General features: G+C 47.2%; 11 protein-coding genes, 1 tRNA gene and 1 riboswitch. Of the genes, 9 read left to right on the top strand and 3 right to left on the bottom strand.

The features are described from left to right. The first annotated feature begins 80 nt into the window (after positions 1-80). Complete coding sequence (locus tag MH144_RS08800; protein ID WP_239299115.1) at positions 81-626, top strand: GNAT family N-acetyltransferase; 546 nt, start codon at positions 81-83, stop codon at positions 624-626. Between the two features lie 112 nt (positions 627-738). Here the strand turns inward: MH144_RS08800 and MH144_RS08795 are convergent, their stop codons facing one another. Further along, positions 739-2,133 (bottom strand): RsmB/NOP family class I SAM-dependent RNA methyltransferase, encoded by a 1,395-nt coding sequence (locus MH144_RS08795; RefSeq protein WP_239299113.1) that lies wholly within the window; start codon positions 2,131-2,133, stop codon positions 739-741. A gap of 192 nt (positions 2,134-2,325) precedes the next feature. Between MH144_RS08795 and MH144_RS08790 the strand changes: the two genes are divergently transcribed. After that, positions 2,326-3,456: a glycosyltransferase family 4 protein gene (locus tag MH144_RS08790; RefSeq protein ID WP_153977870.1), complete on the top strand. Its 1,131-nt coding sequence runs from the start codon at positions 2,326-2,328 to the stop codon at positions 3,454-3,456. A gap of 111 nt (positions 3,457-3,567) precedes the next feature. Here the strand turns inward: MH144_RS08790 and MH144_RS08785 are convergent, their stop codons facing one another. Next, entirely contained in the window at positions 3,568-4,626 is a 1,059-nt protein-coding gene (locus MH144_RS08785; RefSeq protein ID WP_239299112.1) for a YkvI family membrane protein, read from the bottom strand. Between the two features lie 204 nt (positions 4,627-4,830). Between MH144_RS08785 and MH144_RS08780 the strand changes: the two genes are divergently transcribed. From MH144_RS08780 to MH144_RS08765, 4 genes are all read left to right on the top strand, one after another. Continuing rightward, positions 4,831-5,412, top strand: coding sequence for a xanthine phosphoribosyltransferase (locus MH144_RS08780; RefSeq protein WP_239299111.1), 582 nt, complete (start codon positions 4,831-4,833; stop codon positions 5,410-5,412). Positions 5,413-5,508: 96 nt separating this feature from the next. Beyond that, positions 5,509-5,838: a hypothetical protein gene (locus tag MH144_RS08775; protein WP_239299110.1), complete on the top strand. Its 330-nt coding sequence runs from the start codon at positions 5,509-5,511 to the stop codon at positions 5,836-5,838. 118 nt (positions 5,839-5,956) lie between these two features. Further along, positions 5,957-6,175 carry a hypothetical protein gene (locus MH144_RS08770; protein WP_095287968.1) on the top strand — a complete coding sequence of 73 codons (219 nt, stop codon included), beginning with the start codon at positions 5,957-5,959 and terminating at the stop codon, positions 6,173-6,175. Positions 6,176-6,293: 118 nt separating this feature from the next. Then, positions 6,294-6,623, top strand: a complete 330-nt coding sequence (locus MH144_RS08765; RefSeq protein ID WP_239299109.1) for a carboxymuconolactone decarboxylase family protein — start codon at positions 6,294-6,296, stop codon at positions 6,621-6,623. Positions 6,624-6,703: 80 nt separating this feature from the next. Here MH144_RS08765 and MH144_RS08760 read toward each other — a convergent pair whose 3' ends face one another. Beyond that, positions 6,704-7,168: a C40 family peptidase gene (locus tag MH144_RS08760; RefSeq protein WP_239299108.1), complete on the bottom strand. Its 465-nt coding sequence runs from the start codon at positions 7,166-7,168 to the stop codon at positions 6,704-6,706. Between the two features lie 5 nt (positions 7,169-7,173). Further along, positions 7,174-7,305, bottom strand: a riboswitch (cyclic di-AMP (ydaO/yuaA leader). Between the two features lie 361 nt (positions 7,306-7,666). On the opposite strand from MH144_RS08760, the gene MH144_RS08755 reads away from it, so the two are divergent. From MH144_RS08755 to MH144_RS08745, 3 genes are all read left to right on the top strand, one after another. Continuing rightward, positions 7,667-7,751: transfer RNA gene (locus tag MH144_RS08755), tRNA-Leu, on the top strand. Between the two features lie 351 nt (positions 7,752-8,102). Beyond that, complete coding sequence (locus MH144_RS08750; RefSeq protein ID WP_239299107.1) at positions 8,103-11,969, top strand: X2-like carbohydrate binding domain-containing protein; 3,867 nt, start codon at positions 8,103-8,105, stop codon at positions 11,967-11,969. A gap of 271 nt (positions 11,970-12,240) precedes the next feature. Further along, positions 12,241-14,451, top strand: a complete 2,211-nt coding sequence (locus tag MH144_RS08745; RefSeq protein ID WP_239299106.1) for a helix-turn-helix domain-containing protein — start codon at positions 12,241-12,243, stop codon at positions 14,449-14,451. Positions 14,452-14,757 lie beyond the last annotated feature (306 nt).

Genomic DNA, 14,757 nt, shown 5'->3' with positions numbered 1-14,757 from the left:
TTTTGATTTATTTTGACGAAAAAATCAATTCCGGGTATAGTTCCATTAGTTCGAAAGAGATCTGGAATTGGAGGAGAACCATGAAGCACTCATTTAAAATCATTACAGAATATATTAACGATGATTTCAGAGCGATGCAGGCTCAGCCGGAGGACACTGAGGATGTGCTATCCCTGCTTAGGGAGACAGCCGAATGGTTACGAAGCCGGGGATCTTCCCAGTGGAGTGCGCTGTTGAAAGGTGAGGATTCTCACGATACGGCAGGGGCGATTCGCCGGGGAGATGTGTTTGTCTTTAAGAAAGAAAACGAAGTGGCAGGGATGGTTATTCTGATGCAGCAGCCAAGTGCTTGGGATACCCAACTATGGGGACCAAAAGCACATCAAGAGGATGGCGCCGTTTATTTGCATCGTTTGGCCATTCGGAGAAAGTACGCCCGTACCGGACTGGGTCGCGACATTTTGGGTTGGTCCAGCAGTGGTATCCAATTTGAAAACAAAAGCGTCATGCGATTGGATTGTGTGGGTGACAATGAGAGGCTGAATGAATTTTACCCGCGGAATGGGTATACCTTTGTGGGGAAAATCGATGGTTACAGTACGTTTGTGAAGCCGTTACAATCCTAGATGTAATTTGAAAAACAGATGAATTTCATCTACTTGTTATCTCAATGAATGAACAAAAAGGTAAAGCCGGGAGCACTGATGCTCGCCGGCTTTTAGTCGTGATAAGGTTAGTCTACTGCATACGTCTAAGACCCTTAGGCAAACGGTTCTTTAACTGTCCTGCACTGGCTTTTCCCCACCCCAGGGGGAGCCCGTTGGCAGTCACAAGAGTCCATCCGGTAAGCCCACTTTCGGCAGGAAGGCTCTCACCGCGAAGATATGCCGCCACTTGGCTGGTCTCTGCATCCAGGGAGACATGCTGCATGTTGACAGTCTGATGTTGTCCCAGAGCGAGCGCGAGTGCATGAGCAGGCTCGAAGCGCCCTTTTTTCCAGTCGCCGACATGGAGTCCTGGACGGGGCAGCTTCAATCCGTTTAACCGATCATCGGTCAGCAGCTGGTCAGCACGCTCTGGCAGTACATATAAAGCTTCACCGAAAAGCAGAGGTTTGCCGTTTCCGTTAGCTACAGTGTCTGTATGGTCAGAACTCCAGACCAGGTAAGCATTCCACGCGGATTCTAGTTCTTTGGATGATGCTGTTTGGCGTGGATTCCTGCCCCTTTTTTCTTTGCGTTTGCGAGGTTGTTCATCCGGTTCTTGGGATGTATAAGCTTGGGAATCCGCTTTGGTCACTACAGCTACAAAATGTCCCTCGCCCTGAGCCGAGTGAGGCCAGATTCGTTCAGTCCGTACAAGAGTCAGATCTGGATAAGCGGCAACGAAACGTTCCATCATGCCTTCATTTTCTTCGCGATTGAATGTGCAAGTGGAATAAGCCAATGTCCCGCCCGGCTTAAGCATGATATACGCATCCTGCAAAATGTCCCATTGTCTGTTCACACATAGGGTGACCAGATCATCGCTCCACTCGGTGACCGCATCCGGATCTTTCCGGAACATACCTTCGCCAGAGCAAGGGGCATCCAGCATAATCCGGTCAAAGGCTGCCGGAAAGCGCGCCGACAATTCTCCTGGAGCTGCACTAGTAACAACGACTGAAGAAAGGCCCATTCGTTCCACGTTCTCTGCCAAGATTTTCGCTCTAGACGGATGAATTTCATTGGAAACGAGCAGCCCTTGGTCTTCCATGAGTGAGGCGATGTGGGTTGTTTTGCCACCTGGTGCAGCCGCGAGATCCAAAATGATCTCACCCGGTTGTGGGTTCAGCATTTCCACGGCCGACATCGCAGAGGGCTCCTGAATATAGTACAGTCCTGCAGCATGATACACATGTTTGCCAGGACGTTCATTCGATTGGTAGTAGTATCCCGTCTCGCACCAGGGAACCTGGGTCAGGTTAAACTGCTCTATAACCTGCTTTTTGAGCTCTGGTGTAGCTTTGATGGAGTTAAAACGTAACCCCTGTACACGAGGCTCTTCATAGCTGTCAATAAATGCTTCTGCTTCTGAGCCGAGCATTTCCCGAATATGATGTATATACGACTCAGGGAGTGAAGGCTTGCTCATGTCTTGTTGCTCTCCTTTTCATTAGCTTGTCCGTGTAACCCTTACCGGATCATTCCTTAGGGTCTGCAAGCTGCAACGTTGTTGTTAAAATGGTGATGAATAAACAGTTATTTCTTTACTGAAACATACGTTCTAATATATCATGATTGAAGATGTACTGAAAGACTGAAGCTAGAAAGGGGGAAACTAACGGTGAAATTGCTGCAGGCGCTTTTCTTTCCTCCGGAGCAGCCCGGAGGTGTATCCTCTATGATTCCGTATATGCAGGAGAGGTTTACGTCCCCGAGGTGGGAGATGGACTTATTCTCGCTGCCGAAGCGAATTCGCAACAAGGGCAGGGAGGACGTGCAGTTCGAAACGTTCGATTGGACCAAGTATCAGGAAAGTCCTGTCGTTCAAAAATATATGCAGACTTACCGTGATTATTTATGGTGGACGAAGCTGCGGATTCAGAAGCCCTATGATTTGATTCATGCTCACCATCCCATTGCAGGTCTTGCCATGAAAAGTGTATTTCCAGATACACCACTCATTCAGACCATTCACTCCAGTTATGAGCGTGAGTTGATTCTGAATGGACGAATTGAGCCAGGCGGTCTGGATCATCAGTTTCTGATTGCCATTTACGGCGAGCTGGAGCATCAGGCAGAGCGGTTGTTAACCGTCTCCGATTCATTTCGGCAGTATTTGTCTCCTTATGTGAAGCAGCCTGACGTCATTGGCATCATTCCGAACGGATTTGATGAGAAACGCTTTAAACCCATTCCTCATGACAATGCGATCCCGCAGCTGGTTACGGTATGCCGGCTTGTTCCGGCCAAAGGTCTGGACATTTTGTTCAAAGCCTGCGCGGAACTCAAAGGTAGAGGTCATGACTATGTTCTGCATATAATCGGGGATGGTCCAATTCGACCTGATTTGGAAGAGTTGGCTCAGCGTCTGGGCATCTATAACGAGACTATTTTTTATGGATATACCCTGCATCCGGAAGAGTTCATGCCATTTTTCGATATATTTGTACTTCCTTCCCGTGCAGAGGCCTTTGGTTCCGTGTTTGCTGAGGCAGCTCTGAGTTGTCTCGCACTTATAGGTACGGATGTGGGCGGAATTCCTGAACAGATTGAGAACGGCAGCAACGGGCTGCTCGTTCCCCCTGAGGACCCTTCGGCACTTGCTGAGGCGTTGGAGAAAGTCATGCTGGATCCTTCGTACCGTTACGAACTTGCACGCTCGGCGTGTGAGAAGGCCAAAACGCACTATTCGTTGGGCAGATCGGTTAATGAACTGAAAAAACTGTACCTGCAATACGCGAGCAAGGCCTAGATTTACCCCTAAAAATAAAACAAACAGAAGAAGCCGCTGTGAGAACAGCGGCTTTTTGCTTTAGATAAAAAGCGTATTAAATATCATTAGAGCTTAGGACCTTGGTATAAATCACAAGTTTTTATGTCTCGCGCGAAAGCTTCCCCAGCGGTCGATCACCAATCTTCCAGCCCAGACTAGGGCAAGGCTACCGAAGATTGGATAGAGAATGGATAGGAGAGAACTGAAGCCAAACTGGCTGAGTGAGTAGCAGAGCAGCATAATGGTTAATGTAATTAATCTAGGGGGTACTTGTAAGTGCTGACCAAGCTGAAGAGTCATACCATAGATATCTGCGACGAATGTTGTGAATATTTCCATGAAGATCAGAGTTACATACACAGATTGCACAGCCCATCCAAGTTGAAAGGCAATGCTCCCCATCGGAATTTCGAACTGCATGATACCGGGCATCTGGGCTGACATGGCGAAATGGGCGGCTAACAGCATGAAGCCTACGCCGATTCCGCCGAGTACACCGCCCCATTTCAGGACATTACGATCACGGATCTGATTGCCTACCGGCACCAGAACAGCTTGAGCCAGTACCAGATTGAAAGATGAATACAATAGTGGAGACAGCCACACCTTTATAGGATTGGTATCTGTAGTCAGCGTAACGAACCGTAAGGCACCGGGATGGTGTATGGTGCTTGTAATCATAAGAATGGACAACAGGAGCATCATCGGAACTACAATGCTATTCATTTGCAATATGGCTTTGATGCCTCGTCCAAGAAGCAGGTACGTTCCCACTATCGTAATAATCAAACCAGTCTGGTAGTGCAGTCCAAGATGCTCCACGAAGACAGAACCTGCTCCGGCGAGCATTACACTGTTTACACCAATAAGAATCAGAAGCGTTATCCAGGTAATCCACTTTCCAGCCTTATGCCCGAATAGGTGCTTGTTCAGGTCCTCGTAAGAGCGGGAGCCGGTATCATGGGCGATGAGCATCATTTTGGTGCCCAGCCAGACAAAGAGTATGGTCGATAAGCCAATGGTGATGGTGGCCCATTTGCCATACTGGGTAAAAAACTGCAATATTTCCTGCCCTGTCGCGAAGCCTGCTCCTACAACCGTTCCGATGTATGTAAATGCGATCTGCAGCACCCGGAATGCCTGTTTCATGCGTTTCCCCTCTCAGGCCCCATAATAGTTTGGACATGCGGGTACCATGGTACAAGGTATGCTTGACTCTGGTAACTCATGACAATTGAAAGAAGCTTTGCGTCCCCAGAATCGGTCAATGATGCAGGAAAGCCGATTTCGCTTGAACTGACAGCCTCATCTATGATACTTTTACCTCATAGGATAGGCTTGGGAGGTCGAATTATGGAAGTATTAAAACAACGAATTTTACAAGAAGGCGTAGTCATCTCGGATCAGGTGCTGAAGCTGGACGGATTATTGAATCATCAGATTGATCCTGCATTGACAATGGAGATGGGCCGAGAGTTTGCCTCTCGCTTTCGTGAAAGTGGTGTAACACGGGTCATTACGGTGGAGTCTTCAGGGATTCCGGTTGCTTTTGCCGCAGCTCACGAACTTGGAGTTCCTCTCGTATTTGCCCGTCGAAAAAAGACACTTCTGGCAGATCCCGATGCCTACTGTGAACGCGTACCCTCCTTTACCAAAGGAATCGTAACCGATATTATGGTGTCCCGTGAATATATTCATGAGAACGACCGTATTTTGTTTATAGACGATATTATCGCCAACGGAGATGCGGCTCGCGGTGTCATCAAAATCATTGAACGTTCAGGCGCGGAACTTGTTGGATTCGGTGTTGTGGTCGAGAAATGTTTTCAGGCCGGAGCCCGCACAATTCGTGAGCAGGGCATTCCCGTGGAAGCCTTGGTGCGCATTCGTTCACTGAACGATGGTACCGTGCAATTCGACGATAACCAAATGTGACAGTTTAAAGGAAAAAGCCTATTTTTTGAACAATGCCTTTGCATGACCGCGGATTTCATTTATAATGGAGTTATGTTAGGGAGAGGAGGCAACACCATGGGGAATCAACCGGCATCAGAACAATTTTTTATTGAAAAGCTGGCGAAGTCGAAAGTTCATTTTGAACGTGCCCTGGATTGTAAACATACGGAATTCGATGACCTTTATCCCTATATGATTGAACATCCTCAATTTTTCTGGTACAAACGCTATGTTGCCTGGTCAGAGTTGCTGACCATTGTAGGCTTGTGTGAAGAGTTGTCCTTCGCTTGGAAAGAACAATTTACACCGCATCAAGTGGAGTACCTTGAAGAACGTGTGATGTCCGCCAAAGTGCTTGATTTTTGGTTCGAGAAGAACGACAGCAAAGAGCACGCGCAGCGGTAACTTTCAGTCGGGATATTTTTCGAATGACATAACAGTCCGATACAGTCACGTGAGACCTAAATGACTCTTCATTTAGGTCTCTTTTTGTAAATTATTTTGGAGCATAGGAGCCATAGACATGATTAGTGATGCAGAACTGGATGCACTGCGCTTATCGGGTGAAAAAGTAAGAGTGGTAAGGGATGGTCTGGAGTCCAACGATGTGACCGGGATTGTCGTTGCGTGGGATGGAGAACAGGTGCTTATCCGTCGCCAGAACAGACGTGTAGTTAAGCTGGACCGCAGCTATCGCTATCAGCTCTTTAGCGAACCGCGCCAAAGTCCGGCTGATGAATAGAGTCCGACTGATGCATGGAATTACCATGGATGGTTTGGCATAATCCCACCACTCGGGAGAGAAGATAGGTACAGCGAGAATTCGTAAACTTATCAGCCGAGAGGATGTGCGGGTAGCCATGACATTGATGAATGATAAGGTACATGCCTACAAGGATCAAATTGGAGAATTAAGCGATGTGTTGCCTGGTGTAGTCAAAGCGTATCATGATTTTACCGGTGAATGTTTTCAGTCAGGGGCCATTGATGCCAAAACGAAGCAGCTGATTGCCCTCGGCATCGGATTGTTTGCTAATAACGAAGTATGTACGTTTTACCACGTCGAAGAGGCACGTGCGAAGGGCGCAACTGATCAGGAGATTATGGAGACGATTGCGGTAGCCGGAGCGGTAGGCGGCGGGCACGCGCTGTCTCAAGGTGCAATGCGTGTGCAAAAAGCATTACACTAAGACTTTTCCTGTAAGTGAGTCTAAATAATAAGACAGCAAAACAGGCTCTGGAATGATCCAGAGCCTGTTTCTTATCCAATTTATATTTTTCCAAGCATCTTGTTATACATAAACTGTCCAGTCACCCGGCGTGCTGTTACATAGCGGTCACTGAAGTATGGATTCGACATTTTGGTGATGCTGACACCTTTACTGCTGGAAGCATGAGCAAATTGTCCGCCCCCGATGTATACGCCTGTATGCGAAATGCCACTGCCTGAAGTGTTGAAGAATACCAGATCCCCTGTGCGCAGATTGGCTTTGGATACCGGGGTACCTGCCTTGGCTTGTTGCTGTGAAGTACGTGGCAATTCAATGCTATATTTTTCGAAGATATATCTCATAAATCCAGAGCAATCAAAACCGGCCAGCGTTGTGCCGCCCCACTTGTAAGGTATTCCAGTCATGTTGTTAACGACGGTGTTGATACTGCTTGCCTCAGTGCTTGCTGCACCAGATGTAAATAGAACGGCTGCGCCAAAAATAGAAATGATCAGTTTTTTCAAAATCAATGTTCTCCCTTCGATGCCTACGGAGTTAGCTAAGGGTTCGGTAGAAGGTTCCCTATATTTCCTATGTATAAGAATAATTCACCCAAAATGGTTCCCCCGTTTTCAAACATGAAACTCGGCAAATGAATAATTAATATTTTGTAACCTTTTGAAACTATATTGCATAAATGCGTAATTGTCAAACCTTTCTTCCTTCTGCAATGTTAACGGAATTCAAGACTTTTTGTGGAAAGTAGTAGTTCTCCATGTTTATTTATGATGACAAAAACGTAATTTGTGTTTCATCAGCACATAAATTGGACAAATAAGTAAATTGGAGTTGTAGAGGAGAGCATGATTCATTCTCAACAGGGAAAGTCAGTTCTCGACCATATTTTATAACTTTCGGTTATCGTAGTTTTATACTAATTAAATTAAGTGTTGACACGTTAAATTTCACATGATATATTATTTCTTGTCGCCGCGATAGATTATCTCGGAGATATGCTATATGCGGTCGTGGCGGAATTGGCAGACGCGCACGGTTCAGGTCCGTGTGGGCTAACCCCCCGTGGAGGTTCGAGTCCTCTCGACCGCATCATAAGAAGAAAAGGTTTCTCGTTAGGCTAGCGCCTACGGGAGACCTTTTTTTATGTCTTTTTACATGACTAAACCACGATACACACATCTTTACTTAAACCATGTTCCTCTGAATCGGTCTGATGACAGCAGCTCACATGCAAGAACTCCGGTGCAAGGGGAGAAATGCCTGTTCTATGGCTGTTGTACCCCCACTTTCATGGTGAAATGTACGTAAAATTCCGAATTGTACCTATTCTGAACATAATACATCCACTATTCTTGTCTCGTAAGGAAAGCGCTATCATTATGGATTTGAATTCACTATTTCAGAGGGGGTAGGGATGATTTGAAGCGAATGGGTAAAAGGATGGCGATGGTTTTTCTGGTGTTCATCTTTGCAGCAGTTCAGTTTGGTTTTACAGGAACCAAAGGTCGCGTGGTTGAAGCGGCGGCAGAGACAACATTGGCTGAGAAACCGTACATGGGCTGGAGCAGTTACAGTATGCAGGTGTATGACCCTTCCGTAAAATGGACATCAGCGGAGAGCATCAAGAAGCAATCGGATGCCATGCGAGAGAAGTTACAGGCTCATGGCTATGAATATATCAATATTGATGCGGGATGGAACGGAGATAATGATGAATACGGAAGACCGATTCCTAACAAAGAGTTGTATCCGAACGGATTCCAGGAGGTTATCGACTATGTCCATAACAATGGTCAGAAGATCGGGATCTATCTGATTCCCGGATTGTCCATTGATGCATACAATAAAAACCTTGAGATCTATGGGACAGGCGGAGCTTGCCGGATGCAGGATATTGCATATCAGCCGCTTACCGTGATGGATGCTTGGAATGCGTATACCTACAAGATTGATTTTTCGAATCCATGTGCTCAGAAATACATCGATTCCATCGCAGATCTATTGGGCGAGTGGGGCATTAACTTTGTCAAATTCGACAGTGTAACGCCAGGATCAGGTATTAACAATCTCAGCCGGGATGCACGAGGAGATGTGGAGGCCTGGTCCAAAGCTTTGGCAAGGCATAATATCTGGTTCGAGCTTTCATGGGCACTGGACCATAACTACGTGGATTTCTGGAAAAAACACGCCAATGGCTGGCGTATCGATTGGGATGTCGAAGCATACGACAGCAATGTGGGTTTGACGCAGTGGGCTAATATTGCACGATTGTTTCCAATCGCTGCACTTTGGTGGCGTGATGCAGGCCCTGGCGGGTGGAATGATTTTGACTCGCTAAACGTTGGCAATGGCTCCATGGATGGGCTCACCAAGGATGAACGGAAGACAGCCATGACATTCTGGGCGATCTCGTCTGCACCGTTGTATACAGGGAATGACATGACCAGGCTGGACAGCTATGGGCTTGAACTTCTTACCAATGATGAAGTGATTGCCGTTAATCAGGCTGGACGTCCGGCTCATCCCGTTTCGATGGATACCCAGCAGCAGGTATGGTATGCCAATAACGGAGACGGAACGTACAGTGTGGCTCTGTTTAATCTGGGCAACCGGAGTGCTGAGGTGAAGGTCAATTGGAGTGATATTGGTCTCGAAGGACCTGCATCGGTCCGTGACCTGTGGAGCCACTCCGAACTGGGTACCTTTAACGAGGGATTTAGCAGTGGTTTATTGGAGCCACATGCTTCACGAATGCTGAAAGTCAAGGCACTGAGCGGAACAGCGAACGTGAATGACGATGATACAGGCATGCGCTATACCGGGGATTGGAAGCGAAATGGAGGCAAGGAACAATTAGAGGGTTCCCAGGACCTGACTATAGCGATTCAGGATTCCACAGGCAATGAGAGAACGAATGCGGGTACAGCAGGAGACTCCAATGTAGCAGATGAAACGGCTGCTGAACCATCCGTTGTGGGAGACGATACCACGGTTACCGAGGTGGTCTACGTTAACGATGACGACAGTGAGATACAATACACCGGTTCGTGGAATGCGAATACCGGCAGAGGTTTCGGGGACTTCAATGACGATGTACATTATACGGAAAAAGACGGCGATTATTTTGAATACACGTTCACAGGTACAGGCATCGAGCTGCTGACAGAGAAGCATCAAGAGCAGGGGGACATGAGCATTATTCTCGATAATGGAGAGGCAGAACAGGTAAGCGCGTATACCGATGGAGAAAGGGAAGCCCAGCAGGTGCTGTACAGCAAAACAGATCTGCCAAGTGGAACACACACTTTGAAGGTCGTTAAGGCATCGGGCCAATATATGCTTCTGGATGCACTCAAGGTAACCAGGGAAAAGGAGTCTAGTGGCCAGAACAGTGGAATAAGCCCAACCGCTGCAGACTTTGATAAGGCAGTGGATCAGCAGGCGGATGTGAAAATTACATTAAACCTGAATGGTAATACGTTAACTGGTGTGGAATTCGATGAGGGCCATCTTGGCGAAGATGACTACGATGTCGTTGACAACACGTTAACGATCAAGAAACATTACCTCACACAGCTGCCTGTGGGGACAACAAAGTTAAACGTGGTATTTAGTGCGGGTGATCCGCAGACGCTGACGATTAAGGTTATTGACACCTCAGGAATCCGATTCGCGATGATTAACAATGACGATCCCGGAATCAAGTATAGCGGCAACTGGTCGCGTAGCACAGGAAGAGCATTTGGCGACTATAAGGATGATGTGCATTACGCCGAGCAGAACGGCGATTATTTTGAGTATGAATTCAGGGGAACTGGTATCCAGTTTTTTACGGAAGTGGATCCCTCACAGGGCGACATGGATATTTACGTGGATGGTGAGTTTAAGGAAACGGTAAGTGCTTACCGTGACGGACGTTTGGCGCAGCAAAAGGTTTATAGTGTCTCCGGGCTGCCAGATGGACTGCACACGCTTAAAGCCGTGAAAAAGTCGGGACGGTTCATGCTGCTTGACTTCCTCAAGGTGGAGATTCCCAATATCATTCAGCCGGTGAGCGCTGTTTTTGACAAAGCTGAATCTGCTCAAGTCGATATTGAAGTGACACTTTTGCAGGAACCGGAAAGTTTCAAGAAGATTATGAATGGATCACATGAGCTGATAAAGGGAACCGATTATGAGGTAGCAGGGGATAAGGTAACGCTTAAAAAATCCTACCTTGCTGCGCAGCCTCTCGGTACATTGAACCTCCGTTTTGTTTTTGGCGGTGATTATCTCAATGATGTTCATTATTCGGCGGTAAATGGTGATTCCTTTGATTATGTCTTCAAAGGTACCGGCATCAGCATGATTACTCCGACAGGGCCGCAGCAAGGTGAGGTGGAGATCTACATCGACGGAAACCTCGTGCAAACCGTAGATACGTACAGTGAGGGACGTAAAAATAGGCAGGAGATCTACAGCATATCGGGCCTGACAAGTGGTGTGCATACGCTGAAGGCTGTCAAGAAGTCCGGTGAGCTCATGCTCACGGATCAACTGAAATTTACGATTGCTGCTGAGGACAGCGGGCCAACCAACCCAACCAACCCAACCAATCCATCAGGACCTTCCAATCCGAGTGGACCGTCATCACCTGTTGCACAGCCTCCAGTTACTACGGTCCCGGAAGCAGAAACGGGAGAGGAACCTTCCGGGAATACGGAGACGACGCGGCACGAGGCGTATATTAACGGTTATAAGGACGGACTGTTTAGACCGAATAACAAGATCACTCGCGCAGAGGTGGCAACCATACTTGCCAAAGTCGTTGAAAAAGGTGCTGCATCATCAAATGTGACGTTCAGTGATGTGAGTTCTTCCCATTGGGCAGCAGCAGCTATCGACAAGGTTGCAAAAATGGGACTGATGCAAGGCTACAAGGACGGTACATTTAAACCGAATCAGTCCTTGACCCGTGCAGAGATGGCAATGCTGGCAGTGAGCCTAGCTCCGGATACAACCAAGCCGGGCAGCGGGTTCTCTGATATTGGCAGTCATTGGGCTAAGGATGCGATTCAAAAAGCCCAAGGGCTGGGAATCCTGACAGGTTACAAGGACGGCACCTTCCGGCCGAATGCTGAGCTGACAAGAGCAGAAGCCGTTGTTATCATTAACCGGGCGTTGGGAAGAGGCCCGCTTACTGGAGTTTCGCAGCCTCAGTGGAAGGATGTATCACCTTCCCATTGGGCATTTGAAGATATTGAAGAAGCGTCAGTTAATCATGATTCGAAGCCTGCTGCAAGTGGCGGAGAACAGTGGATGGAATAGGCTGAAAATAGTGTAATTGAGAAGGGGACCGTATAGGTCCCCTTCTTTCTGAATAATTTTAATAAAGCGTAGGCTGCGTCAGTAAACAGCAGCGAATGAGCTGCTGCACAAGCAAGAAAACATTTGACTAAGCCAAAAAATGATATAATCTGTGATTATGATAGCGCTACCAACAACGATGGAGGGGTTGCCCATTCGAAATTCCAGTGTTTTTCGGAAATTTCTCATTTCGTATGTCATCATATTGGTCATACCCAGCATAGGTGGCTACATGTCTTATCTGACTTCGATTTCCGTAACGCAGTCCATTTCCATTGAGAATGGGGTTACTCAGCTTGAGAAGGGCCAAGAAATATTGGAACGGCGCATGGCTGAAGTCGAAGGTTTCACCAGACAGCTTGCCGTGAATCAGGAACTGAACGTCCTAATGAATGAAAGGGATAACGAAACGAATGTGTATGGCATATGGCGAGCCATGGAGAATGTGCTGACATTTGGACAGACGAATGATTTCCTGCAAAATTATTATATTTATTTAGCCAATTATAATCTAATTCTTACCCCGGGTTCTTCCTACAGGCCAAATCATTTTTATGCCGACTTTCATTATACGGATCTGTCTCTGGAGGAATGGATGAAGCAAGTATTAAAGCAAACGCATCGGAGTGAGATCAAGCCGCTCAGTTCCTATGTCAGCAGAGGCCAGCACACTTCGGTCATTACATATATGCAGTCACTGCCGCTGGACAGTTTCAATGATTCCTCACCGGCGGTAGCCGTCGTCGTCATTGATGAGAAGATGATCGTAGGACTGCTGTCGAGTATGACGGACCGATATGGCGGCTGGGTTCACATTAGCGATGCGGAAGGGAACACCATTGCGCTAAAGGGCAGCGGAGAACCGGAGATGGCCAAGATGATCGCTGATCCGAATTTCGATTCGAACAAGGTTAGCCAGTTCTATGAGGATGATCTGGTCATCACTACGCAATCGGATTCAAACGGCTGGGTATACCAGGCAGGGATTCCGCGTGACCTCCTTCTGGAAAATGCAAACAAGATCAAGAAGATGAGCATGCTCATTACAGGTGGAACGCTACTGATTGGACTGCTCGTTGGGCTAGTACTTGCCTATCGTCATAGCGCACCAATTAATCGACTGCTAAGTGTGATGAAGGAACAATTCGGGAGAGATGACGGGACTTCCAAGAATGAGTTTGATTTTCTAAGCGGAAACATCTCGGATATGATCACCAAGAACAAGCTGCTGGAATCGGAATTGAATCGTCAGCTGCCACTCGTAAGGGATGCTTTTTTGAAGCGCCTGATATCCGGTGAATTCAAATCACGGGATGAGATTTGGTCTGCTGCCGAACAGGCGGATATTCATTTGCAGCAGGGAGTAGGATATGCCGGTCTCGTCCAGATCAAAGGTTACGGTAGTATGGATAACGTTGATATCCTGAATGAGCTAAATGCTTCTCGGCTGCTGTTGAAGCAGGCGCTGAGCGAGCTTGGCGCTAATGTACTGATGACCGATTGGGGATCGGATAAAGTAGCCATTTTGTTTCTCTCCACGGATGAGGAAGCTGACACACAACGAACCGTAGAAGATATTACGCAGACCATGGAGAATTTGGCACAGGTTGTGTTTAATGATTACCGGATCACCATTCAGTCGGGATTCGGCAACCACTTCTCGTCCGTGACGGAGGTCAGTGATTCCTTCGACCAAGCCAATCAAGCACTTGAATATGCCATCTACATGAACGAGAGGGGCATGGTGTGGAGCAGTGAAACACAGAGCGAAAATACAACCTATTATTATCCGCTCGACTCCGAGCAGCGACTGATTACGACGATCCGGGCTGGAGAGCTTGAGGAGGCCAAGCGGATTGTCGAAGCCATCATGGTACAGAACATGGAGCAGCGGGAATTATCCATGGAAATGAAACATCAACTGATTGGCGAGATGAAGGGAACCTTTATCAAGCTGCTTGATCAAAAGGCGTTTATGGAATACGATTCCATCGAAAACGTCAAACGGCGGGTTATCGACATTGGGCCCGCGGAGACACTGGAGACCGTCAAGTTTGAATTGTACGAAATCATGGAAGAACTGTGCGGACTGATTGCTAACAAGAAGAAGAATACCCATAGTCAAATCGTTAAACAGATCAAAGCATATACCGCAGAGATGTATTCGGATGCCGAGCTTACTCTGTATCGCGTTGCCGAACACGTTGAGCGGCCTGAAAAATACATTTCCCAACTGTTCAAGGAGTATACGGGGGTTAATTTTTCTGATCATCTGATCAAAGTGCGAATGGATCAGGCAATGATCCTGTTAAGGGACAGTAATTGTACGGTGGACGAAATAGCAGCAAGAGTGGGTTACAACAGTTCACATTCCTTCCGGCGTGCCTTTAAACGATTGAATGGTATTTCCCCGAGTGTATATAGACAGACTCCCTACGAATAAAATCATTCAGGTCTTATGGCCGTGTTGTCCCAAGGAGGCGATGCGGTCTTTTTGATGCAATCTAGCGGCTTATATGGAGAAATGGCCGTTCAGATGCTGGTTTGTTCCCTCGAAAAAGGGATAACTGTACGCTCTACAGCTCAATTGTACCTGTTAAGAAGACATCCCAATCCACTATGATCAACGTGTAGAAAGCGCTATCATCATTGCACATCACAGACTGAAGTCAGGGGGGGTTGTTCTGGAGAAGGAAGTCGTTGTGAATCACAGGTCATTGCCACAGAGAAAAGAAACGAGCTTATGGAG

The sequence above is a fragment of the Paenibacillus sp. ACRRY genome (assembly GCF_022346995.1).
Taxonomy (GTDB): domain Bacteria; phylum Bacillota; class Bacilli; order Paenibacillales; family Paenibacillaceae; genus Paenibacillus.
This window is presented reverse-complemented; position numbering and strand designations above follow the sequence as displayed.